Source organism: Idiomarina sp. HB, from assembly GCF_048059115.1.
Taxonomy (GTDB): Bacteria; Pseudomonadota; Gammaproteobacteria; order Enterobacterales; family Alteromonadaceae; genus Idiomarina; species Idiomarina abyssalis.
Map to the genome: position 1 here is coordinate 74243 of NZ_JAYLVU010000004.1, position 20901 is coordinate 95143.

General features: G+C 46.7%; 26 protein-coding genes. 13 read left to right on the plus strand and 13 right to left on the minus strand.

Features of this window, described 5'->3' with window-relative positions:
* Positions 1–96: 96 nt before the first annotated feature.
* Positions 97–1122: a lyase gene (locus VBY75_RS11395; RefSeq protein WP_199495099.1), complete on the plus strand. Its 1026-nt coding sequence runs from the start codon at positions 97–99 to the stop codon at positions 1120–1122.
* Here VBY75_RS11395 and VBY75_RS11400 read toward each other — a convergent pair whose 3' ends face one another.
* Together VBY75_RS11400 and VBY75_RS11405 are read right to left on the minus strand one after the other, a co-directional pair.
* A complete protein-coding gene (locus tag VBY75_RS11400) occupies positions 1123–1953 on the minus strand; it encodes a DUF4198 domain-containing protein (protein WP_416512591.1) in 831 nt (276 codons plus the stop codon).
* 2 nt (positions 1954–1955) lie between these two features.
* Positions 1956–3023 carry a PepSY-associated TM helix domain-containing protein gene (locus VBY75_RS11405; protein WP_199495097.1) on the minus strand — a complete coding sequence of 356 codons (1068 nt, stop codon included), beginning with the start codon at positions 3021–3023 and terminating at the stop codon, positions 1956–1958.
* Positions 3024–3166: 143 nt separating this feature from the next.
* On the opposite strand from VBY75_RS11405, the gene VBY75_RS11410 reads away from it, so the two are divergent.
* The 6 genes from VBY75_RS11410 to VBY75_RS11435 all read left to right on the plus strand — a co-directional run bounded on the left by VBY75_RS11410 (position 3167) and on the right by VBY75_RS11435 (position 7097).
* The gene (locus tag VBY75_RS11410; protein ID WP_054490386.1) at positions 3167–3949 is read left to right on the plus strand and encodes a ferredoxin--NADP reductase; all 783 of its coding nucleotides are present in this window, start codon (positions 3167–3169) and stop codon (positions 3947–3949) included.
* A gap of 42 nt (positions 3950–3991) precedes the next feature.
* Positions 3992–4831 carry a patatin-like phospholipase family protein gene (locus VBY75_RS11415; RefSeq protein WP_271332229.1) on the plus strand — a complete coding sequence of 280 codons (840 nt, stop codon included), beginning with the start codon at positions 3992–3994 and terminating at the stop codon, positions 4829–4831.
* Positions 4788–5378 carry a uracil-DNA glycosylase family protein gene (locus VBY75_RS11420; RefSeq protein WP_199495096.1) on the plus strand — a complete coding sequence of 197 codons (591 nt, stop codon included), beginning with the start codon at positions 4788–4790 and terminating at the stop codon, positions 5376–5378. Before VBY75_RS11415 ends, VBY75_RS11420 begins: the two co-directional genes overlap by 44 nt.
* 69 nt (positions 5379–5447) lie before the next feature.
* Positions 5448–5696, plus strand: coding sequence for a hypothetical protein (locus VBY75_RS11425; RefSeq protein ID WP_054490379.1), 249 nt, complete (start codon positions 5448–5450; stop codon positions 5694–5696).
* Positions 5697–5706: 10 nt separating this feature from the next.
* The gene (locus VBY75_RS11430; protein WP_287816423.1) at positions 5707–6423 is read left to right on the plus strand and encodes a PepSY domain-containing protein; all 717 of its coding nucleotides are present in this window, start codon (positions 5707–5709) and stop codon (positions 6421–6423) included.
* The gene (locus VBY75_RS11435; RefSeq protein ID WP_054490375.1) at positions 6420–7097 is read left to right on the plus strand and encodes a PepSY domain-containing protein; all 678 of its coding nucleotides are present in this window, start codon (positions 6420–6422) and stop codon (positions 7095–7097) included. The genes VBY75_RS11430 and VBY75_RS11435 overlap by 4 nt, the downstream gene beginning before the upstream one ends.
* A gap of 11 nt (positions 7098–7108) precedes the next feature.
* Here VBY75_RS11435 and VBY75_RS11440 read toward each other — a convergent pair whose 3' ends face one another.
* Entirely contained in the window at positions 7109–7570 is a 462-nt protein-coding gene (locus VBY75_RS11440) for a methyltransferase family protein (protein WP_222235973.1), read from the minus strand.
* A gap of 36 nt (positions 7571–7606) precedes the next feature.
* On the opposite strand from VBY75_RS11440, the gene VBY75_RS11445 reads away from it, so the two are divergent.
* The 3 genes from VBY75_RS11445 (at position 7607) to VBY75_RS11455 (ending at position 10046) form a co-directional block, all read left to right on the plus strand.
* Positions 7607–8146 (plus strand): DUF1415 domain-containing protein, encoded by a 540-nt coding sequence (locus VBY75_RS11445; protein ID WP_416512595.1) that lies wholly within the window; start codon positions 7607–7609, stop codon positions 8144–8146.
* Positions 8147–8231: 85 nt separating this feature from the next.
* Entirely contained in the window at positions 8232–9620 is a 1389-nt protein-coding gene (locus tag VBY75_RS11450) for a diguanylate cyclase (RefSeq protein ID WP_416512598.1), read from the plus strand.
* 216 nt (positions 9621–9836) lie between these two features.
* Entirely contained in the window at positions 9837–10046 is a 210-nt protein-coding gene (locus tag VBY75_RS11455; protein ID WP_054490368.1) for a cold-shock protein, read from the plus strand.
* Positions 10047–10108: 62 nt separating this feature from the next.
* On the opposite strand, the gene VBY75_RS11460 is transcribed toward VBY75_RS11455, so the two are convergent.
* A complete protein-coding gene (locus VBY75_RS11460) occupies positions 10109–10441 on the minus strand; it encodes a helix-turn-helix transcriptional regulator (protein ID WP_416512600.1) in 333 nt (110 codons plus the stop codon).
* Between the two features lie 3 nt (positions 10442–10444).
* Entirely contained in the window at positions 10445–10840 is a 396-nt protein-coding gene (locus VBY75_RS11465; RefSeq protein ID WP_416512602.1) for a hypothetical protein, read from the minus strand.
* A 222-nt stretch (positions 10841–11062) separates the two neighbouring features.
* Here VBY75_RS11465 and VBY75_RS11470 point away from each other — a divergent pair, with 222 nt between their 5' ends.
* Positions 11063–11722, plus strand: coding sequence for an SDR family oxidoreductase (locus VBY75_RS11470; RefSeq protein WP_278358942.1), 660 nt, complete (start codon positions 11063–11065; stop codon positions 11720–11722).
* A 59-nt stretch (positions 11723–11781) separates the two neighbouring features.
* Here the strand turns inward: VBY75_RS11470 and VBY75_RS11475 are convergent, their stop codons facing one another.
* Complete coding sequence (locus VBY75_RS11475; RefSeq protein WP_199495088.1) at positions 11782–12807, minus strand: phospholipase A; 1026 nt, start codon at positions 12805–12807, stop codon at positions 11782–11784.
* A gap of 185 nt (positions 12808–12992) precedes the next feature.
* Positions 12993–13460, minus strand: coding sequence for a hypothetical protein (locus VBY75_RS11480; protein WP_271332236.1), 468 nt, complete (start codon positions 13458–13460; stop codon positions 12993–12995).
* Between the two features lie 432 nt (positions 13461–13892).
* Between VBY75_RS11480 and VBY75_RS11485 the strand changes: the two genes are divergently transcribed.
* The gene (locus VBY75_RS11485) at positions 13893–14453 is read left to right on the plus strand and encodes a hypothetical protein (protein ID WP_199495086.1); all 561 of its coding nucleotides are present in this window, start codon (positions 13893–13895) and stop codon (positions 14451–14453) included.
* Between the two features lie 263 nt (positions 14454–14716).
* On the opposite strand, the gene VBY75_RS11490 is transcribed toward VBY75_RS11485, so the two are convergent.
* The 6 genes from VBY75_RS11490 to VBY75_RS11515 form a co-directional block, all read right to left on the minus strand.
* A complete protein-coding gene (locus VBY75_RS11490; RefSeq protein WP_222235967.1) occupies positions 14717–15208 on the minus strand; it encodes a hypothetical protein in 492 nt (163 codons plus the stop codon).
* The gene (locus tag VBY75_RS11495; protein ID WP_416512606.1) at positions 15205–16263 is read right to left on the minus strand and encodes a tetratricopeptide repeat protein; all 1059 of its coding nucleotides are present in this window, start codon (positions 16261–16263) and stop codon (positions 15205–15207) included. The genes VBY75_RS11490 and VBY75_RS11495 overlap by 4 nt, the downstream gene beginning before the upstream one ends.
* Positions 16260–16751: an Ig-like domain-containing protein gene (locus tag VBY75_RS11500; protein WP_222235965.1), complete on the minus strand. Its 492-nt coding sequence runs from the start codon at positions 16749–16751 to the stop codon at positions 16260–16262. Before VBY75_RS11500 ends, VBY75_RS11495 begins: the two co-directional genes overlap by 4 nt.
* Positions 16752–16772: 21 nt before the next feature.
* Positions 16773–18341 carry a DUF4331 domain-containing protein gene (locus VBY75_RS11505; protein WP_222235964.1) on the minus strand — a complete coding sequence of 523 codons (1569 nt, stop codon included), beginning with the start codon at positions 18339–18341 and terminating at the stop codon, positions 16773–16775.
* Positions 18342–18416: 75 nt separating this feature from the next.
* A complete protein-coding gene (locus VBY75_RS11510) occupies positions 18417–18935 on the minus strand; it encodes an anti-sigma factor domain-containing protein (RefSeq protein WP_416512609.1) in 519 nt (172 codons plus the stop codon).
* Positions 18936–19087: 152 nt separating this feature from the next.
* Complete coding sequence (locus tag VBY75_RS11515) at positions 19088–19624, minus strand: sigma-70 family RNA polymerase sigma factor (protein ID WP_199495080.1); 537 nt, start codon at positions 19622–19624, stop codon at positions 19088–19090.
* Positions 19625–20000: 376 nt separating this feature from the next.
* Between VBY75_RS11515 and VBY75_RS11520 the strand changes: the two genes are divergently transcribed.
* Entirely contained in the window at positions 20001–20867 is an 867-nt protein-coding gene (locus tag VBY75_RS11520; RefSeq protein ID WP_222235962.1) for an AraC family transcriptional regulator, read from the plus strand.
* Positions 20868–20901 lie beyond the last annotated feature (34 nt).

Below are 20901 nucleotides of genomic sequence, written 5' to 3' on the forward strand. Positions count from 1 at the left end.
GCCGTTTTAGAGTTAAAGGTTGAAGATTGCACAGTGTTGGGTTTGACGCAATAGCGTCTATACTTAGATACGAATCTATTTCGGGAGGCCATAACGATGAAGTACCTAAGTTTAACAAGTGCAGTAATCATTGGTCTGGCGGGAGTAAGCAGTGCGCCGGCAAAAAGTGATGATCACAAAGACAGCAGGCTGGCGAACGCAGAAATTCAGGAGTGGCAGGTTCCATGGGAGGACTCCCGTCCGCGTGACCCATGGGTACACGACGGAACGGTTTGGTTTGTGGGTCAGGGAAGCCATTACGCCGCCACCTTTAACCCAAAAACTGAAGAATTTAAACGCTACGATTTACCCGATGGCGCTGGCCCGCACACCGTTATAGTGGATGACCGCGGTGCCTGGTACGCCGGTAATCTTATGAATCATATTGGGTTAATTGACCCTGCAACAGGTGACATCGAGAAGTTTGAGCTGCCGGGTGATGGCACTCGTGACAGTCATACCATGGACTTTACCTCCAACGATGACATTTGGTTTACGGTGCAAGGTGGTAATCAAATTGGTTTTCTGGAAACCGGTGATGGTGAGATGATGCTGTGGGATGTTCCCACGGACTCGGCCAGACCCTATGGTTTAATTGTCGAAAATGACAAACCCTGGGCAACGCTTTTTGGCACCAATAAACTGGCGACCATAGAAAACGGCAAGCTTCAGGAAATAGAGCTGGATAGAAAAGATAACCGACCGCGCCGGTTGGGTATGACTGACGATGGTACGATTTGGTATGTCGACTACAACAAAGGGTATGTTGGCAGTTACGACCCGGTCAGTGGCGAGAATAAAGACTGGCGCGCACCCGCTGAAGAAAATTCGCGCCCTTACGGTATGGCTGTGGATAAACGTAACGATGTCTGGTTTGTGGAAACCGGTGTTCAGCCTAACCGACTGGTGGGCTTTGATACAGAAACCCATGAGTTTTCAGAGCCGATGGAGCTGGAAAGTGGCGGCGGTACCGTTCGTCATATGTTCTATGATGAAAGCACCGACTCCATTTGGTTCGGTACCGACGCCAATACACTGGGCGTGGTTCGTTTAGAGGAACCACCCGTTGTAACAGCCGATTAATTACATCGGTAATACTTCTAGTACAGCAACATAGGAGCCCTGGCGTTTACTCGCCGGGGCTTTTCCATTGTTGTCAGTGTACTCGGCTTCTAACCAGTACATGCCCGGCTCATTCAGAGTAAAAGTCACCTCACCTTTCTTGTCGGTTTTCAGTTTGGTGGGTTGTGACTGGTCGCGGTAGCGTTCCCCGTCTTTTACCAGAACAATTTCAGTACCCGCCGCTGCTGTGCCATCAATATTGAACTTAAAGGTAATGTTTTCGCTAGTGTATAAATCATTTGGGTGAGTGATCGGTTCCAGTTCCAGACCTTTACCAGTTGGACCCAAAGTGTCATAGGTTGGTGCGCCGGAGGTAACAAAAGCTTCTACACGATGTGAGCGCTCACTAACTTCCAGGTCTTTGGCGTTCTGAGGTACTTCCTTATAGAAATCCTCATTGGTTTTTTGCGAGCCACGAGGAGGCCAGTATTGGCGTTCACCTTCGGCGTCTACCCAACGTGCCGATAAGCCTGAGCTGGCTGAGTAAACGGTATATGTGCCTTCTTTTTCCAGCTCAACATCGAATACAGAGCGAAGCTTGCCCTTGTGGCCATTTTCTAAAGTCACGGCTGCACCATCGGGGGCCATGGCTTTTACACGGTCCAGTCCCAGCGGGTAGTGGTCAGGGTAGAAAATGCCGTTAGCAATAGCGGCGTCAAAAGTAATCCATTCCGAGTCGCCGGATACAATGGTTGCACTCGGCTTTATCCAGACACGGTGGGCTTCACTACTGGCGCTGGCGAATAAGGTCAGAACGGCCAGACTGGTGGTCAGTACAGAAGATAATTTCATGGTTAAGGCTCCAGTTTTAATGACACGCGACCAAGCTCATGCTCGCCGGTGTCTGAGATGGATATTGGGCTTTCAATTGGTAAAGACAATGGCAGCCGCAACATTTCACGGCCTCCGAGCTCGCGTGCGGCTTCGACGTATAAGTAATACTGGCCGGCTTCAAGCTCCGGTAATTGAGTCAGTAAAGGTGTTAAGTCCACACGGTTAGTGCCCGGACGACGCGTTGCACCTGACACGCCATCAATAGGCATGTCGGCCATGCGACCACTGCGTCGCCACCATTGACGCATGTCTTTCAGCCACTTCTCACCCTCGTTGTCTTTCAGGTTTACGTCGTACCAGACGGCAATGTCGACGACTCGCTGGTGACGCTCGTTAGCGAGCCATACCGCCAGGTAAGGTGCGTGGTATTCGGCAACCGATAAGCGAGGAATTTCCACGGTGAGTTCATTGTCAGCGGCATGTGCAGAACCCATAATGGCGAATAAGGGAATGATGAATCCGGCCAGAACTAAAGGCCAGGTGGACTTTCGCCCTTTGCTGTATTTTTTCAAGAGTAATAACCCTGTAACAGTGAACAGAATGCTGGCAATGGCAAATACATCAATAAAGAGGCTCCAGAAAAGCCCGGTGTTACGCGCTTTGTGGAGATCATTGAAGTAGGCAATCCAGCCGCGATCGGTGGTTTCTGAATAAAAGGCACCGCTGGCTAAGTCGACGCTGAACCAGCTATCCCCGCCAGGTCGGGGCATGGCGACGTACAATTCGTAGTCATTCCATTCTATTTCGGCATTTGAACTGATGCTGTTCTGCGTCTTATCTTCGTACCAGCGGTGAAAAAAAGTTGGCAGAACGTCATTCCCTGACGCATTCACCAACCGGGCCAATTCCGTTTGTGGGAGAGAACTTTCATGGCTTTCGACGCTGGGCGCAGACTCTATCCAGCCGGCGTGGTTAAGCGTAATGCCGGTAACTGAAAACAACAGCATGCCAATGAGGCAGATGGCAGAACTTATCCAATGCCAGTCTTTTAATGACCATCCTTTGCGTCTACTCGAGCGTCGAGCCATGACTTTTTAATCCTTTACAAACATCAGTGAATGTATCTTATATAAAAACTATTCTCATTTGCAATACTTAATGATAAAAATTCTCATTTAGATTTAATCACGTTATGTTATGATGCGCACAAAATCGCCAATGAGGAATAGTTATGAGAAGTATCATTGCGGAAAAAGTGACTCAGGTACGCCACTGGAACGATACCTTATTCAGCTTCAGAACCACCCGTCAGCCAAGTTTCACCTTTGAAAACGGCCAGTTTGTGATGATGGGTCTGCAGCTGGAAGAGAAGCCCTTGCTCAGGGCCTACAGCATTGCCAGCGCAAACCATGAAGAAGAACTGGAGTTTTTCAGTATCAAGGTGCCGGACGGCGCCCTGACCTCCCGCCTGCAACACATTCAGGTGGGTGACGAGGTAGTACTGTCCACTCGTCCAACAGGCACTCTGGTTCCCGGGCATTTATTACCCGGCAAAAATTTGTATTTGCTGAGTACAGGCACCGGACTGGCGCCCTTTATGAGCGTTATTAAAGACCCCGATATTTATGAACAGTACGATAAAGTTGTGTTAGTGCACGGTGTTCGCTGGGTTTCAGAGCTGGCTTATCAAAAGGAAATTGGCGAGGACTTACCAAGCAATGAGTACTTTGGTGACTGGGTGCGCGAAAAGCTAATCTACTACCCAACGGTTACCCGGGAGCCATTCCGTGACGAGGCTCATCAACAACGCATTACCGACTTGCTGGAGTCGGGTACCTTGACTAAAACCATTGGTATGCCCGACATTAACCCTGAGCATGACCGCTTTATGTTGTGTGGTAATGACGCTATGCTGCAAGACTTAATGGCAATACTGAATGAGCGTGGTTTCACAAAGGCAACGTCACGTCGCCAGGGTGACTACGTAATTGAGCAGGCCTTTATTGAGAAGTAAAGAGTATTGAAAAATAAAGAGCATTGAGAAATAAGCGAGTGTATGACGCAAGAGCAAGGTAACAAAGCACTGGTGGTTGAAGGCGGCGCTATGCGTGGCATTTTCGCCGCGGGTGTACTGGACGGTTTTCTTGAAGCCGGACATACAGACTTTGATTTTGCGATTGGTGTGTCGGCAGGTTCAACCAACCTGATTGGCTTTCTTGCCGGCGACCATGGACGTAACCGAAAAATTCTTTTGCAGCATGCACTGCAGCCCGAGTTTCTTAATTGGCGGCGATTTTTAAAAGGTGGTCACTTTTGCGATGTCAGCTGGCTATGGCATGCTTCGTTTGAGCAAGTGCCGTTGAGTACTCAGTATTACCTTGAGCAAAATCGCCCTTTGTATGTCGTTACCACCAACGTCGATACAGGCTTACCAGTTTACACCCGGGTGACAGCCGATAATTTGCACGAACTTTTTCCGGCGTCCTGCGCTATCCCTTTGGCTTACCGCGACTTCCCCACCGTTGGCGGCGCGGCTATGACAGACGGTGGTCTGGCCGACTCTATTCCGGTGATTAAAGCCTATGAAATGGGGGCCCGGGACATTACCGTTATTTTGTCTCAGCCCCGTGGCTTCAGGAAAAAAATACGACCACTGCCGACCTTTATGAAGCGCTTTTTTAAACATCATCCTGCTTTATTTGACGCGGTTGCCAGACGCTCCACGGTGTATAATGACGCAATTAACTTCATTGATAATCCACCAACGGATTGTAATATGACCGTGTTAGCACCGCCTGCTGACTTTCCGGTGGGGCGTTTTACTCAGGACAAAAAACTGTTGGAGCAGGGGTATGAAATGGGAAGAGCCGCCGCACTGGCAACAATTATTGCGTGATGTAAGAGCCTGTACTTTATGTGAGCCGGAGCTTCCCTTAGGTGCCAGACCGGTCGTTCAGCTAAACCCTAAAGCCCGTATTCTGGTTGCAGGTCAGGCCCCTGGCAGACGTGTACACGCCTCCGGCAAACCCTTTGATGACCCAAGCGGCGACAGGTTGCGGCAATGGATGGGTATCGATAAAGAGACTTTCTATGACGCCGAAAAACTCGCTATTATTCCTATGGGACTTTGCTACCCGGGAACAGGGAAGTCTGGTGACCTGCCACCGCGTCCTGAGTGTGCTCCAGCCTGGCGTAATCAGTTGTTAGAGCAGTTACCTAATTTGGAACTGACGCTGGCTATTGGTCAGTATGCTCAGCAATGGCATTTAAATGAACCAAAGCGCAATTTGACTGAGCGAGTAAAAAGTTGGCAAGATTATTGGCCAACTTTACTGCCGATGCCGCACCCTAGCCCGCGAAACAACTTATGGTTACGTCGGAACCCATGGTTTGAAGACGAAGTTATTCCTCAATTAAAGCAGAGAGTTAGAGAACTACTTTGACTTTTGCGAGACGACCCGATAATTTTATAGAGCACTTCATAACAATAAATTATAAAAGTAAGGTCTATTATGGAAAATCAGAATAATAACAATGATGTTATCTCTACTGGCAATTGGTTTGTCACCCTTCTAATTACCGCTATTCCACTTATTGGCATTATTATGTTGTTTGTCTGGGGCTTCTCAGATGCAACAAATCCAAACAAGAAAAATTGGGCAAGAGCTGCTCTTATTTGGGTTGCTATTGCTATTGTCATCAATATTTTCATGTTCATTGGTATGGTAGGCATGGCTGGCTCAATGAACGGCGGTTATTAATTTAGCGCATATGAACCCTCGAAAATGGCGAGTCTGGCATCGCTGGTTATCTCTTATTGTCGGCTTACAGCTGGTGGTGTGGAGTATTAGCGGTGCCTATATGGTGTATTTTGATCTGAGCTTTATTCACGGTAATCACCTGGTGAAAGAGCTTGAGCAGCCTATTGCTAAAAATACCTTAAACTCTCCAATAAGCTGGGTGTTGGAACAAAACCCCGAAGCCACGTCGGTCCGCTTAATACAGCAGTGGATAGATGGATCTTTGCAACCGGTTTACAGCGTTGAGAGCAAGGCTGGCACACAGTTGTTTATGGCTGAGTCTCTTGAGCCGATAGAGCTTGATCGAATGGACATCGGCTACATAGCGCGACAGCATTATACCGGTGACGAAAACATAAAAGCCCAGGTCAGTTTTATTGAAGACAAAGCCCCGGGTGAGCTGAACCCTGCCTTATTACCCGTTTGGCGAGTGGACTTTAATGATATGGCCGGTGCTACTTTATATTTTTCAGCGGCGACGGGTGAGCTTGTAACCAAGCGTCATGATTTCTGGCGGATGTTCGACTTCTTCTGGATGCTCCATATTATGGACTATCAGGACAGGGTGGACATTGAAACCTGGTGGTTAAAAGCGTTTAGCATTGCTAATGGCTTGTTTCTGATAAGTGGCATTGCCTTGCTTTACTTTCATTATCGGCCACGTAAAAAAAGAAGGCGGTCAGTATGAGGTTTATGCGCAAACTGCATCGCTGGTTAAGCCTGGTTATTTTTATTCAGGTATTTATATGGTTAGCTAGCGGCTTGTACTTTAGTTGGTTGGGTCATGAGAAGCTGGCAGCCCATGACTATTTCCAACCCGTTACTGAAGAGGCCGTAGGTCCGGTTTATTACCCGGAAAGCGCGTTAATTGAACGTTTTGAGAATGTTCAAAGTCTGGAAATACGGTCCGTTGCGGGTACCGCTCAGTACGTGGTTACAACAACCGATGGTAAAAAGCATTATGTGAATGCTCTCACAGGAAAAGACTGGAAGACGTCGGCACCGCTGGCAGCTGAGCTGGCTCGACAAAGCTACAATGGCCCTGGCCGTATTGAACAAGTGCATGCCGTAACCGGAAGTGATGAGATTATTGGTTGGCGGAGCAAGGGCTTTAGAGTGACCTTCAGCGATGACATTGCAACGCGTGCCTACATAGACGCAGCCTCCGGCGAAGTGATTGATCACCGTAACAGCAGTTGGTGGTTAAGTGACTGGATGTTCCGTTTACACTTTATGGACTACAGCGGTGAACGGGACTTTAACAGCCTTCTGAACATTGTTGCGGCAACCGCTGCGCTCTGGTTTAGCTTGTCGGGCCTCATTCTACTGGGCCGGAGCTTAAAACGGCGGCAGCTTTTTTAAATTAAGCGGCCCTACCACCAACGGCCAGTTTTCTGACAGTAATCTTTATAAGTTTCACCAAAGGTTTCTGTCAGAATACGTTCTTCCGGAATAATCTGAAAGCGGTTCATGTAAGCCACATACAACGCTAAGCCCCATAAAGAAAACACACTACCCAGAAAAACGCCCCACGCCATTAACAAAAAGAAAAAGCCTAAATACATTGGGTTCCGCGTTCGCTGATAAATACCCGTGGTGACCAGTTCTGTACTTTTGGCAGGGTCGCGTGGGTCTACTGTTGTCTGTGCACGTCGAAAACCAATAACACCCAGCAAGGGTAATAACACGCCTAATGCCAATAGGAAAATAGCGGCAGCGCGCTGACCAACATAAAACTGGTTAAAGGCTTCCGTGTAATGGGCGGTTAACCACATTAGCCCGGCAACAACGGCAACAACCAGCACGGGCGGTACTTTGAGTTCAAGCGATTTCATGGCAAAGTGGCTTCCTTTTCGGAAAAGATACGAAAAATGACGACTGATACAGCTAAGATTATTGAGCAAACCCGCCATTGGGTGCAACAGCTGATTGTAAAGTACAACATCTGCCCTTTTGCTCGCCGCGAAGTTGAGCGTAAGAGTATTCGATATGTGACAGCTGCTCAGCGCGAACCTCAAGCCGTGCTGCAACAATTACTGGATGAAGTTAACCACCTGGACGCGACGCCTGAAACTGAAACCACATTGCTTATTCTTCCTTCCGGGTTTGAAGGTTTTTATGACTTTCTGACTCTGGTTGATATTGCCGATGCATTGCTTGTTGAAGAGGGTTACGAGGGCGTTTATCAACTGGCGCATTTTCATCCCGACTATTGTTTTGACGGGGAGGCGCAAGATGATCCGGCTAATTACACCAACCGGGCTCCTTACCCGACCTTACACCTGCTGCGTGAAGCCAGCATTGAAGAGGCGCTGAAAAGCTACGATGACCCGGAATCCATTCCGGAACGAAATATAGAGTTTGCCCGCCGTAAGGGTAGCGAGTTCTTTAAGGCAATCTTATCCGAATAGTTTACGACACTTTGCTACACTGTTAGTTAGTATAGTTAGCAGTTATGCTGGCTCGTACCCTTGAGCTTTAAAGCGATGAGGCGCTATGTCAACAAACCGTATTACTCATAGAATAATTGAACAGCTGCCAACGATGGTAGCTTATGTTGATGTTGAAAGACGTTTTCACTTTGTGAATACGGCTTATGCCTCGTTTTTTGATTTAACGCCGGATGACATGCTGGGTAGACCGGTAACCGACGTGTTGAGTGACGAATCTTACCAGCGGGTAAAGCCAAATCATGACCGTGTGTTTTCTAGTGGTGAGAAGCTAGAGTTTTCAGACGTTATTACTTTCCGAAACGGACGTAAGTGCTTTTTGGATATTCGCTACCTGCCTGAATTTGATGAGCAAGGTAAGGTCATTGGTCTTTATGCTCTTATTGAGGACGTAACGGACTATTACGCATCGGTTGATGTTATGCGCACCATTCATGAAGTGATTCATAAACGTGGACGCCGGATTGACCCCGCCTCCATTGATGAGTTACTAAAAGTTGGTGTGGATTACTTAGGTGTTGATATTGGTACCGCCAGTTCTATTAAAAACGAGACTTACACCATTGAATGGGCGCAAACCGCAAAAATGGATTTTCCTGCCGGCACGCAATTGCCTTTGGAGACAACCTATTGCTCGGTAGTACTTAAAGCCAATAACTTAATTCATACCAATGATGCTTCAGAAGATCCACGCTTTAAAGATCACTCCAGTTTCCAGACTTACGGCCTGGAGACCTACATTGGTACGCCTATTATTATTAACGATATAACTTGGGGCATTTTAGGGTTTTCCCGTAAAAACAGACGGGCGGAGCCTTTCAGTGAGCTTGAAGTCGAAATGGTAAGAATGATGGGCACGGCGGTAGAAACCGTTATTGCTGAGCAACAGGTTCGTTCCGACCTAATCCGCCAACGGGATGATATGGCGGTTATTGCCTATACCGATGCGTTAACCGGACTTAAGAATCGTTCGGCGGGCATGGAAATACTTGAGCAAAGCTTAATACGGAAAAACGATGAGCGCGGATGTGTTGTTGCCGTTATTGACTTTGACCACTTTAAAGCAATTAATGACACTTACGGGCACGATGTGGGTGATAAAGTACTAATTGCAGGCACCGGAGCCATGTCAGAAGCCGTTCGTAGCAGCGACAGCGTTGTCCGGGTGGGTGGTGAAGAGTTTATGGTGGTATTGGCTTACGCCGACCATGAGAGTGCGACGCAAGTACTGGAAAGAGTGCGTCAGGCGGTAGAAGAGACAGTCATTACGCTCGATTCAGGGGAAATTATTAACCCAACAGTCAGTATTGGCGCCTCGGAGAGCCGAGCGGAAGATGACGTTTCCAGTATTTACAGAAGGGCTGATCAGGCGCTGTATAAGGCTAAGCGGGCAGGTCGTAACTGTGTTGTCTGGGCGGATGACACTGATGCATAAATTTATTATCAAAATAAAGTGATAAATCGTTTGACTCACAGTGCAATAGGCGTAGACTCCACTGCGTCGGATAGATAGAAAGACAGTTAGTTAAAAAACTCCACTTCGTTGACCTATTATTATTAATACCATCGTCCTGTAGTTCTAAGTTCTTATTTTTACCCGCATCATCGGCCTTTAACGGCCACATACTTAAAAGTTACAGGAAGATATATTATGTCTGATAAAATTACTGGTTCAGTAAAATGGTTTAACGAAGCAAAAGGCTTCGGTTTCATCGAACGTGAAAACGGCGCAGACGTTTTCGCACATTTCAGCGCTATTTCTAGCGACGGTTTCAAAACCTTAACTGAAGGCCAGCGCGTTGAGTTCGCAGTAACTCAAGGCCCTAAAGGTCCTCAGGCTGAGAACATCGTAGCGCTGTAATTACGCGCCTCGAAGTCTAAAAAGGCAACCTTCGGGTTGCCTTTTTTTATGCCCACTTTTCATTAGCGGTTAGTTAGCCAGAGTGTTAAGCCAATACCAATAGCCATACCTAACAGCAGTGTGATTAACATGGGCAGTGCATCTAACCAGCCCGGTGGGCGTTGCTGATTTACTGCGTTACTGACTTTGGGTTTTGTGACAGAGTCTGCTCCGATAATCTGTCGCTCTATTTCGTACACACTACACAGGGCTGCAACGGTCTCCTGTGACGCTATGCCATCTTTTTCCACGCGTTGTATCGTCCGTAAGCTGACTGCGCAGGCATCCGCCAGGTGCTGCTGTGTCCAACCTCTTTTATTCCTTAGCTCTATGGCTTTAGCTGCATCAATTTGCATAGCTTACCCCATTACCTTTAGCGCTATGGTGGCTGCTAAATAACCAAAGGCCATACCGGCCAGAAAAAATAAAATGAGGTTACGGATAAAAACTTTCTTATTATCAAAAGCGGAACGAGTTTCTGTTTCTATGACGTTGCCGTCCGCCATCAAAGTACATTCCACCCGACAGAACAGAAAACCGGTCACATTGAAGCGTAGTTCGTACGAAGTGCCATCAACCTGAAACTGATGGCGACTGGATAAGCCCAGATTACGTTTTTTTGATACCGACACGCCGTCGACCAGAATTTCTTCTTTACTGGTAAGGCTGGAAGCATTTGCCGTAATAGTATGGCTGTTATGCTCAAATTCAAAACGATACGCTAAATACAGCTTTTCAGTCAGAGATTGTTTCATTGCGACTCACCTTTTTATTTGTTTTAAAGAATACACTCTTCGTGTGCTGAATAAAGCTACCAGTGTTAGAAAAACAGCGTGACGTCAGTTTTGAGCCTGTCATATGACAGTGCTCTGTCGTAATGCCTACAAGCCTTATGCTACTTGTAAATGTCAGTAAAATGGCGATCTAAATTCAGTAAAAGTTACGTAGAATCAGACAGAGAAAACTCATGGAGGTGGATGATGAAAGTAGCTGTTATTGGAGCAAATGGAAAAATTGGTCAGCATTTGGTTGAGCAGATGCAGCACGCGAAAACACATGAAGTTATTGCGGTGGTGCGCAAAGAAGCGCAGCAAAAGGCGTGGCAGGAACGAGGTGTTACCGCCAAGTTAGGTGATTTAGAAGGACCGGTTTCAAAGTGGCAGGAGCTGTTTGACGGCGTCGATGCCGTGGTCTTCACCGCTGGCTCCGGCGCAAGTACCGGTGACGATAAAACATTGTTGGTTGATTTAGACGGTGCGGTAAAAACTATGGAGGCAGCAGAAGCAGCCGGAGTTAAGCGTTATGTCATGGTTAGTGCCTGGCAGTCGAACAACCGGGAAAACTGGGCCGATTCTTTACTTCCCTATTACGCCGCAAAACATTATGCAGACCGGGAGTTGATGCGTACAAACCTTAACTGGACCATTGTTCGTCCGGGGGCATTAACGGACGAAGAAGCGACCGGTAAAGTGGTTGTTGGTGATTCACTGGCACCGGGTTCTGTACCGCGTGAAGATGTCGCCAGCGTTCTGCGACGCTGCCTTGACGAAAATGGAACTGAGCATAAAGCTTTTGATTTAATGGCAGGCGACAGCGAAGTCGAACGTTCGCTACAGTCGATGAAAGGAATGGCTTAGTACCTTGGCGTTACGGCTGGAGTATCTTCTTGCTCCAGCCGTTTTTATCCATTTAAGCGTTATAGAATGTTGTTTAAAGCTATGCCGATACCAAAGCGAGTCTGTTTATGGTTGTAATCAATGAGACTCTCTCCGTAACCGGTAAATATTGAGGTATAACCTATAAATTTACCGCCAATAGGGAAGGTCCAGTTGAGTTCTGCTGACCCTCTGCCGGTATCAATGGCATGACGAAGGCGAAGAATGTATTCAAAATCACCATCGCTGTAAGCCGTGGTGAATTCGTAGTCGCCAACGTAGTCGGTAATGTTCGGGTTGTCATCTCCGCTGGACTGCATAGGGTCGGTTTTTCTGTTTTCCTGTAAGCGTATCCAGGGTTTTAGGGAGAAAACAAAACGGCCTTTTTCAACAAAAAACTGCGCATAAAATCGGTTCCAACTACGCGACAAAGGCTGGCTGCGACCGTTTGATAAGTGTTCGGCACCAAAAACGACCCCCGTATTTGTGCCAAAAGGATGCCAGCCGGTTGGTGTGGCATAGAAAATTTCAGGCATGTAATTGGTTTCACGGAACGGCTTGGAAATATCATCGGAGTACACCTGCCACCACGACTGCACGGTTAAACCGAAGAAAAGTTTATCTTCTTCAAACAACAAGCTTTCTCTATTGAAAGGCACTTTAAAGCTGAACTGAAACTTCGCTTCGTAGTCTTCAAGGTTTTGCTCATAACCATCTACGCTCGCATACTGCTCGCGGTTAATGTTGTTACTGGTAATTACCGGCAGTAAATAATTGCGACGGTGCGGAGTTAAAACATAAGGGTCAAACTGAGTAACCTGCTCACTTTTCATGCGGTTGGTTAAAGCGCCGGGCTGCTCAACGGCATCGACTTCAACAATGTCCTCGTCCTCAGCAGAGCGAAGTTCTTCCTCACACTGAGCCCGAACATCCGCAATAGTGACTTCAGCATTGGCGTCATTCATTTTACCCAGCAGGCATTGCTGCATATTTGAGAGTTCTTGCGCCTGGACATTAACCGCTATAGCGGAAACTCCTGTCGCAAATATCCAGATCCATTTTCTCATAAGCGCAATACTCCTTTACTAAGACTCCTTGTACTATAGCGTAAGAGAGGGTTTTAGATCACTCGCTCATTCGAAAGTGAGTGTAAAGGGTTGGGGAAAGACTCGTTGCTATGAAAGGCTCTTAAAGGCCAACTTTGTCATACTTGCTGTACTCAGAGGCTCGCAAGCTAAACGCGTTATTACTCTTATCGTTTGGGTGAAAGGTAGAGAGGTTCACTCATACCGATGATATTGTTTCTGCTTTTAGTCTTTTTTTGATGAATAGCTACTTGGTATTTGAGTGGTAACTGCATTTTTTTCAATACTTCATCTGAATAATCCGCACTCGTCGATAAAGGAGTAGTCCATTCCATTGACACTGAGCCGCTCCTTGAGTCGATTTGGCAAGGATCGTTTCCTATGGTTTGGGTCACCCATTCACCTTTTCCCGTCGAAAACAAGACTGAGCACGTATATAGACCATCAAGTGCTTTGTAGTTCTTGATACTATAATCAAACTTTACATGTAACTGGTGCTTATCGGTTCTAGGCGTACCCACTTCGGAGACTTTTAGGTTACTAATGACCGCTTGGCTGTCACTCACATCCGAGTAATTTTGCGATGTACATCCGGTAAGAAAAGCAACGATCACGAGCCCTAGAGTTTTCTTCATCTTTATCCTCCTTGAATACACAACATTCTCTTCATATTGAGGTGTTGCATAGCGAGCAACATTAAGCCCCGACTTTCAAATTAACGTTAAACCAACAAGTTGAGTAAAACAACCGCATACTACACATTAGCGCCGCTCACGAGTTCCTAAAGCCATTAGCGTAACCTCAGTTACCGCAAGTTGAAGCACATTAAAAACTCTAAGAAAAATTCAAGTTCCGCTTCTCGCTCCAATCGGACTTTCGTCGGTGTAACGCATAACCAATGTTAGGTATCATGCAGTCGGTAGGGCTTAAACGAGTGCTATTCAGGTTATTAATAGTGTATCTTGGTAGCGGTATTTTTGCGTTGACCTAAGGATCAGTACCTAACTGTTGAGCGAGTTACACCGTCCGCACGCAAAATGCATAAATGTGGTACACAAGGAGCTAAAGTGATCAAAAAGTTGTCATTGGTGTTGATTCTTACCTCGCTTCCATTGCTAGCGTGGTCGTTCGTAAAACCGGTTAGATTGCTTTTTCCACATTTAAACGGCATGAAATGTCACAACTCGGTTTGTGTCGAGCACACAAAAGAAATGGAAAAAGCCGAAGAGTTGTACGGATCCGCCTTCGATGCAGTCTCTTCTGCTGGAATACCTCTTCGCTCAAAGCCTATATTTGTATATTGCTCCACTTTAGAGTGTTATCAGTCGTTCGGAGGAGGCTATGAGCGGGCCATCTCATACCCTTTTCTTGGTACGGTTATAGCTCCCGCTTCTTGGCAAAGCTACATTACTCAGCATGAATTGATTCATTGGTTTCAATTTTCCGAAATTGGTGCTGTTGCGACAATGATGAAACCGGAATGGTTCAGAGAAGGAATGGCCTATTCATATAGCAACGCACCCGATTCAGATATCCCTGAGCACTACCTGCCCTTGATGGAAAGATACAATGATTGGCATTCTAAAAAATCATGGACGGAAGTTATTGAACAGGCGGGTGAGCTCTGACTTGAATAGCTTATCAACCGTACTCAATCCTACATAGAGTGCACTATCTCTTTATATTCGATATCTAAGGGCCTGCGTTAATGTCAGCTTCGAGCGATGGACGGACATTGAATTTGACTTAAGTCGACTTAATCTATTAATGCTAAGTATCCGGCCAAACAGGTAAAATTTTGTTTAATATTGTCTTACTACATTAATCTGGGCACTATTGGACCGATCACGGCAAGACTTCTTAATTTAAAGTCCCTCCCTATGATTCAAAGTTAAAAAATAACCGTGCGTTGCTCAATGTCTATAACAGTGGGATTGCTACTCGTGTCTAATAGTGAAGATTCAACAATCACTCGATGGTCAGGAAACTCTGTCCAGACATTATTTACGGTCACTGACGTTAGTGGCTGGTCGCAATCAGGCTCTGCCTGTAATACAAGATACTGTTCTTTGGCATAGGTCACGGTAACCCAGGGATTATTGTGAGTTAATACTAAGTGACACTGGTTAAGACTGACCGTTTGATTAAGGAATTGCTCCAGTTTATTCAGTTTTCCGTTTAGGAGCTGCTTGCTTATTTTGCCTTCGTCTATCCAGTCGTCGTTTAATGCAACTAGGTCGTGAAACGATATCTGGTATTTAAGCAGCCCATCACGATCGATATTTAAAAACGATGTACTGAATGAATGTCCACTAACCTGCCCTGTAAACGCTAAAGACAGGAGCAAGAGGGGGATAGAAAAAAACGTTGGTATCTTCATCATTGATTCGCCTCTTTTTGAAGTTGTTGCGCGTCAATCAAGAGCCGTTTATCAAAGGGCTCTTTGGCGACAGAATAATTGATGTTAGCCCACTTCACAGCTCTGTCAGGATGCTCAAGGAGGTAGGTAAAATAAAACGCAATATCTGCACTGTGCAGCCGATCATTGCGAAGTACGCGCAAATGCATTCGTTGCTTGATGTAATCTACCCAGCAACCACCACCGTGCAATCGTTGTTGCACTAGGGCGACACGAACCGCTAACGCGTCGGTGAGCTGACTAGCGCAGTCGGCTATCAGCGAGTCGGGAAGTGATCCAGACGTTTCCAGCAAATAACTGTCCAGCAATAGTTTTTCTTCTACAATGGTTTTCTCTTCGGGTAACTGGTTAAGCCAGCTTCTTGCTTCGGCATAACGCTCTAATAACAATGCTTGTTCGGCCAGGATCTGTAAACGCCAGCGCTCAATAGTGTCAACTTCACTTTCTTGTGGCTGTCGCTTTTGCAGATCGCTTAACTGCGTGTAAGCGGCAAGCTGTTGGTTGGCACGTCCCTCAACTTCAAGTAAGCAGGTCGATACGATACTTAATGAATGTTGACCAAACAATGAGGTGCAGCGGGACTTAGCTGCTTCAGTGTTCCCTTGAGCCAAGGCAATACGCGCTTGCATCAGTGAGGCCTGCAAGTGGAATGGACGTAGTTCAAGAATCCGCTCTAAATATTCACTGGCCTTGGTAAACTGATGTTGGTATTGCAGTAAATCGGCACTTGCTAATAGCCAGTTAAGGTTCCGGTTAGCACTGGGTTGTTCTGCCAGCTTTGATCGTAACTGCTTTGCCTTTTGTAAATATTCATGGCTGTCCGAGCGGCGAACCCAGTTAAGATAGTGGTGAATAAGATCAGCGCCATGGTTCAGGCTGTTAGGGTGTTGCTGGTACCCTTGTTCAGCCTCGGTTACTTCGGTCGGAACTATGGCAGCCTCAGGCTGCCATAGTAACTCTTCCGATGAAGCCGCCATATGACTGACCAATAAACCGATCAGTAAAAGCGCGACTCTCATTCATTGCCTCCTTCCGCTACCAGATCGGCAAAAGCTGCCGTATCCGAGACATCATCATTGATTATGCGTCCATTCAAAGGCAATGGCTCAGCATTAGCAGGTTGACCATAAGCCTCACGGACATAAAAGCTCGCAGCAACCTGCTCGGCTTCCACCGCGATTGATACAGTTCCCTCATCAGAGAGTTCGCCGTCCGTAACAGAATACCTAAAGTCAACATCACCAACATATTCGCTGGGTGGTGTATAACTGAAGGTGCCATCCGAATTCACTGTTAGCTCGCCAATGTCGGTGCCTTGTTCTAGCTGGTAGCTCAGGGTATCACCGTTGCCATCATAACCATTCAGTGTTTCGTTAAGTGTCGTATCTACGGTCATTGTAAACATACTATCGCGAGCTGCTGGTGGCAGATTTTCGTCACTGTTATCCAGGCAGCCTGATAGCAACATAACGGCAGCTGAACTGACAATAATTAATGAGTATTTCATGTTGTTTCCTCCCATGCTGCGTTATTCGCTCGCTGAACCCGGTGTCGGCGTTTTCAGATAAGGGAATCCATCGTTAACGTAGCTGGCGTCGATGGGGGCTCCATCGGTGAAAGGTACATTGCCGACGGGGGCGTCGTCTGGGCTGCAAAAGCCTAAGTTAGTTGCCTCACCATTAACGGGAATGTCGTGACATAACGCGCCCATAACCACTCTTAAGGCGATATCCACTACGTCATCACCTGGCCTGCGGCCGTTAGGGAAGCCCGCTAAATCATCGCCTGCAACGCCTAAAGCAGCCTGCTCTTGAGCGGGTGTGGCCGGAATGCCGGTATTTAACCGTAACATTTCTGATGGCGTGACCATTGTCTGTTGGTTTACACCCTCGACGCCGGTTAGAAACGCAGCCACAAGATCGGTGCGTGGATAGTTCGATGGCGCCAAGCTGTCGAAGTCGGTACCTAAGGTTGTATTCACGGGTTCACGGAACAGTAGGTCAAGAATAACCGGTAGCGTTGGGTGCGTAACGTAATCAGCAAATTGGCCGTCTTCACTCGGTGCCGACGATGAGAACGTGTCTTTATCATCGATACCAATAACGAGTTCGTTCACTAATGGTGCGCCTAAGCGCGATACCTGAACCAAAGCGCCGGCATTAACGTCGGGCTTTTCAAATGTAGCGTTAGGATTTTGCAATCGCGCCTGAGGTACTTGTGCGGTTGTCCAGCTGCCGACGACCCCATTGCCGTCACCTGTGATGCAACTTTTTGGTAGCTCAAGGGCAATGGTGTTGATGTTCTTGTTACGCAAGTCATCATTGGCGTCACTCTGCTCTATCCCGCCTGGGAACGCGCCTGCCTCGATGGGCACATAATTCACGAGGTCAAAGGTTTCACCTAGGTTAACGACGAAGGGGTCTTTGCGTTGACCTACAAACACCTTACCCGGCATCGAGCAGTTTGGAATGTTGATTTCATATACATACTGGTTTGCATAATCCTGGTAGCCCTGTGCACTGCCAAATGTCTTCTCTCCCACAAACGCCAATGGTTTAGTAAACTCTTGTTCACCCGAAACGCCCATAACCTGTGCCGAGGTGCCACTTTTTTGAGGTCCATTGACGACATTAATGGTAAAGGATTCATTAAAGTTGAGGGTGCTCTGGTCGCTTGCCGAAATAGCGCCGATAAACTTCAGCGGTACACTTACATCTTTCTGCATACCATCTGTACCAACGGGTAGCTTCACGCCGCCATTTGGCAGTGAGTTATCAAAACGGAACTCAAAGGTCAGGTCTTCTTCAGCGTCACCATCACTATCAAAATGGATAGAGTAAACCGCTGATTCGTCCATAGCGAAGTAATTAGGACCACCATAAGCGTCTTGCAACGGAACATAGTTAGCGATGGCGGTAACGTAATCCTCGCGGCCAGGCTCATAACTATTGAATAGATAAAAGTCGGTTGAATCTAATGCTGGAAAGCGAGTGATGTTAGGCGCTTCGCGGTGACTGGATGCCAGTGCGGTTGCTGATACGATCCCTGCAGCCACAATCGCTGTGGCTAATGGTTTTTTAGAAAATAGTTTTTTCATAATGCCCTCTCGTTATTTTAGTTCTTCATGAGCTATCCGAACGAGAGGGCATATTGGATTCAAAAAAATATTTTTTTATAGCTGAGCAATATCAGTTGTATATAAAACGGGTCCAGTAGGCAGCCCTGTCGGGGAACCTCCGGCAGGCTCCAGACTCACGGCTAAACCACTAACTTGCGCCAACTTAAAGGCATCCGGAGGTGTAAGCATTATGCTTCCGGCCTGTTCTGGTAGTAGACCCAGTGATACAGGGTTAGAACCATCAGCAGGTAACATCCACAACTGATAGTCTTTATCGGAGTATGGCTCGATAGTTCTCTGGGGAACAACTTCGATTGAGTTATCCGAGATGCTTAATACCCACAATGATTTTTGTTGTTCGTTTTGAATCACCGCCACACGGCTATCTGCCGTATCTGGGGTGAATACGGTTTGCTGCACCAGGAATATAGCTAACACGACTGCTGCGGCAGTACCAACCGGACCAAGCCAATGCCATAGATCGAAACTTCGTTGGTTGCGGCTGAATAGGCGCCCGTAGATCGTGTTCCACAGCTTTGCCGGTGGGTTAACGGGCTGTAGACGGTCAGTCAAATGGTTTAGTTGCCCTTCCCAATAAATAACCTGTCGATTGATAGATGAACTGCTTTGTATCAATGATCTAAAACGAATCCTCGCTGAGCCGCGCATCAATCCTATAACGTAGCGGCGCGCCAATTGTTCGGTCAATTCTTGATTATCATAATTCATGATTGCAGGCACCTCTTCAGACTGTCCAACCCGCGACGAATCCAGGTTTTAATCGACCCCAATGCTTCTCCTAAATGGTGGCTGATCTCTTGATGCGTCAATCCAAACAGGTACGCAAGGTGAATAGAATGTCGCTGTGAGCCTTGCAATTTACCAAGACAATCATCAAGCCGCGGGGCATCGGCCTCCTCCTCGTTCATCACATCAACAGCATTTTGGCTAACGAGGCGCTCGATGTCATCTACAGATATGGCCCGATTATCCGACGAACGTAAAACATCAATGGCACGATAACGAACCATACTGGTCACCCATGACATAGCCGTTCCCTGATCAGCACGATACTGCGAGGCAGAATGCCAGACTTTGATATAAGTATCCTGAAGCACGTCTTCGGCAAGGTTTCTTTCGCGGAGTATCGCAAGGCTGACTCCAAATAGCTTAGCCGCAGTCTGTTTATAAAACCGCTTAAAAGCCTGTTGGTCGCCAATTGCAATAAGGTGTAGCTCTTCAGCAAGGTTTTGACTAGCCATGGAACCTATCCTTAATTATGAAGTGAAAGTTCAATACGATGATAGCTTGGTGAAATATTGTTCGTTGCCATTTAACGGCAACTTGATGTCTATCGTCAAGTTACTCCTAACAAACATAAAGGTGAGTAGAAGAGCTTGAGTTTGCACGACGTATATGTGTAACCTAGTTATTTGCGAGCAATGGCTACTGTTGGCCTAAGTTCGCGCTTCAAATGTTCGGACAATTATTTGTTGTTACGGCTGTGGCTATGCTGTGTGTTGGTATTGCTAAAAAGCTGCTGCGTAGAACAAATTTCCCTCGATATTGAGCAACCTTAGTCAAGATTAACCCTCTATTAAGTTTTAGTATTAAACCGCTAAGGGGAGAATTACTTATATGTCGAACTATCAAGGTCGGTTTGAGAAAGTTATTAGTCACATTGAGGCGAATCTGGACGCTGACCTTGATATTGATACGCTGTGCAAGCTTGCGCATTTGTCCAAGTATCATTTTCACAGGCAGTGTTCGGCATTCATGGGAATGTCGGTAATAAAACTGGTACGGTTGCTTAGGCTCAAAAGGGCTGCTTATCAGTTGGCCTACAGAGATCATGAAAGAGTTCTGGATATAGCGCTGGCAAATGGCTACGAGAGTCATGAAGCCTTTTCTCGGGTGTTTAAAAAGCACTTTGAGAAAAGTCCATCCGAATTCAGAAAGGCGGCTAATTGGACCCCTTGGCACGAGAAATATGAACCGATATTAATGCTAAGGAAAAATATTATGGATAACGGCACAAAATTTAACGTTGATATTAAAGAGTTTCCTGAAACTCTAATCGCGGTAATGGAACATCGCGGGGCGCCAAGTTTATTGGGGGCTTCGCTACAAAAATTTATTGAATGGAGAAAGCTTAGTCATATCCCGCCAAGCAAAAGTAAGACATTTAACTTGGTTTACGATGACCCGAATGTTACCGCACCAGACGACTATCGACTCGATATAGCCTGCTCTGTCGATAAGCCAGTCGCCGCGAATGACTACGGCATAGTCAACAAAGTTATTCCTGCGGGACGATGCGCCGTAGTTAGGCATATTGGTAGCGATGACTCTATCGGTGTGATAGTAAGCTTTCTTTATACCCAATGGCTGCCGAAGTCTGAGGTTGAAGTGCGGGACTTTCCTATTTACTTCGAGCGAGTCAGTTTCTTCCCGGATGTGCCAGAGAACGAAATGATAACCGATATTTATTTACCCATTGAATAAAATATAGTTGTCGGCTAATTAGTCTGATCCCGGT

What these genes read in the sequence shown, in the direction of transcription:
- VBY75_RS11395 (WP_199495099.1), top strand. Translation starts at nt 97, where the DNA reads ATGAAGTACCTAAGTTTAACAAGTGCAGTAATCATTGGTCTGGCGGGA.
- VBY75_RS11400 (WP_416512591.1), bottom strand. Translation starts at nt 1,953, where the DNA reads ATGAAATTATCTTCTGTACTGACCACCAGTCTGGCCGTTCTGACCTTA.
- VBY75_RS11405 (WP_199495097.1), bottom strand. Translation starts at nt 3,023, where the DNA reads ATGGCTCGACGCTCGAGTAGACGCAAAGGATGGTCATTAAAAGACTGG.
- VBY75_RS11410 (WP_054490386.1), top strand. Translation starts at nt 3,167, where the DNA reads ATGAGAAGTATCATTGCGGAAAAAGTGACTCAGGTACGCCACTGGAAC.
- VBY75_RS11415 (WP_271332229.1), top strand. Translation starts at nt 3,992, where the DNA reads ATGACGCAAGAGCAAGGTAACAAAGCACTGGTGGTTGAAGGCGGCGCT.
- VBY75_RS11420 (WP_199495096.1), top strand. Translation starts at nt 4,788, where the DNA reads ATGAAATGGGAAGAGCCGCCGCACTGGCAACAATTATTGCGTGATGTA.
- VBY75_RS11425 (WP_054490379.1), top strand. Translation starts at nt 5,448, where the DNA reads ATGGAAAATCAGAATAATAACAATGATGTTATCTCTACTGGCAATTGG.
- VBY75_RS11430 (WP_287816423.1), top strand. Translation starts at nt 5,707, where the DNA reads ATGAACCCTCGAAAATGGCGAGTCTGGCATCGCTGGTTATCTCTTATT.
- VBY75_RS11435 (WP_054490375.1), top strand. Translation starts at nt 6,420, where the DNA reads ATGAGGTTTATGCGCAAACTGCATCGCTGGTTAAGCCTGGTTATTTTT.
- VBY75_RS11440 (WP_222235973.1), bottom strand. Translation starts at nt 7,570, where the DNA reads ATGAAATCGCTTGAACTCAAAGTACCGCCCGTGCTGGTTGTTGCCGTT.
- VBY75_RS11445 (WP_416512595.1), top strand. Translation starts at nt 7,607, where the DNA reads ATGACGACTGATACAGCTAAGATTATTGAGCAAACCCGCCATTGGGTG.
- VBY75_RS11450 (WP_416512598.1), top strand. Translation starts at nt 8,232, where the DNA reads ATGTCAACAAACCGTATTACTCATAGAATAATTGAACAGCTGCCAACG.
- VBY75_RS11455 (WP_054490368.1), top strand. Translation starts at nt 9,837, where the DNA reads ATGTCTGATAAAATTACTGGTTCAGTAAAATGGTTTAACGAAGCAAAA.
- VBY75_RS11460 (WP_416512600.1), bottom strand. Translation starts at nt 10,441, where the DNA reads ATGCAAATTGATGCAGCTAAAGCCATAGAGCTAAGGAATAAAAGAGGT.
- VBY75_RS11465 (WP_416512602.1), bottom strand. Translation starts at nt 10,840, where the DNA reads ATGAAACAATCTCTGACTGAAAAGCTGTATTTAGCGTATCGTTTTGAA.
- VBY75_RS11470 (WP_278358942.1), top strand. Translation starts at nt 11,063, where the DNA reads ATGATGAAAGTAGCTGTTATTGGAGCAAATGGAAAAATTGGTCAGCAT.
- VBY75_RS11475 (WP_199495088.1), bottom strand. Translation starts at nt 12,807, where the DNA reads ATGAGAAAATGGATCTGGATATTTGCGACAGGAGTTTCCGCTATAGCG.
- VBY75_RS11480 (WP_271332236.1), bottom strand. Translation starts at nt 13,460, where the DNA reads ATGAAGAAAACTCTAGGGCTCGTGATCGTTGCTTTTCTTACCGGATGT.
- VBY75_RS11490 (WP_222235967.1), bottom strand. Translation starts at nt 15,208, where the DNA reads ATGATGAAGATACCAACGTTTTTTTCTATCCCCCTCTTGCTCCTGTCT.
- VBY75_RS11495 (WP_416512606.1), bottom strand. Translation starts at nt 16,263, where the DNA reads ATGAGAGTCGCGCTTTTACTGATCGGTTTATTGGTCAGTCATATGGCG.
- VBY75_RS11500 (WP_222235965.1), bottom strand. Translation starts at nt 16,751, where the DNA reads ATGAAATACTCATTAATTATTGTCAGTTCAGCTGCCGTTATGTTGCTA.
- VBY75_RS11505 (WP_222235964.1), bottom strand. Translation starts at nt 18,341, where the DNA reads ATGAAAAAACTATTTTCTAAAAAACCATTAGCCACAGCGATTGTGGCT.
- VBY75_RS11515 (WP_199495080.1), bottom strand. Translation starts at nt 19,624, where the DNA reads ATGGCTAGTCAAAACCTTGCTGAAGAGCTACACCTTATTGCAATTGGC.
- VBY75_RS11520 (WP_222235962.1), top strand. Translation starts at nt 20,001, where the DNA reads ATGTCGAACTATCAAGGTCGGTTTGAGAAAGTTATTAGTCACATTGAG.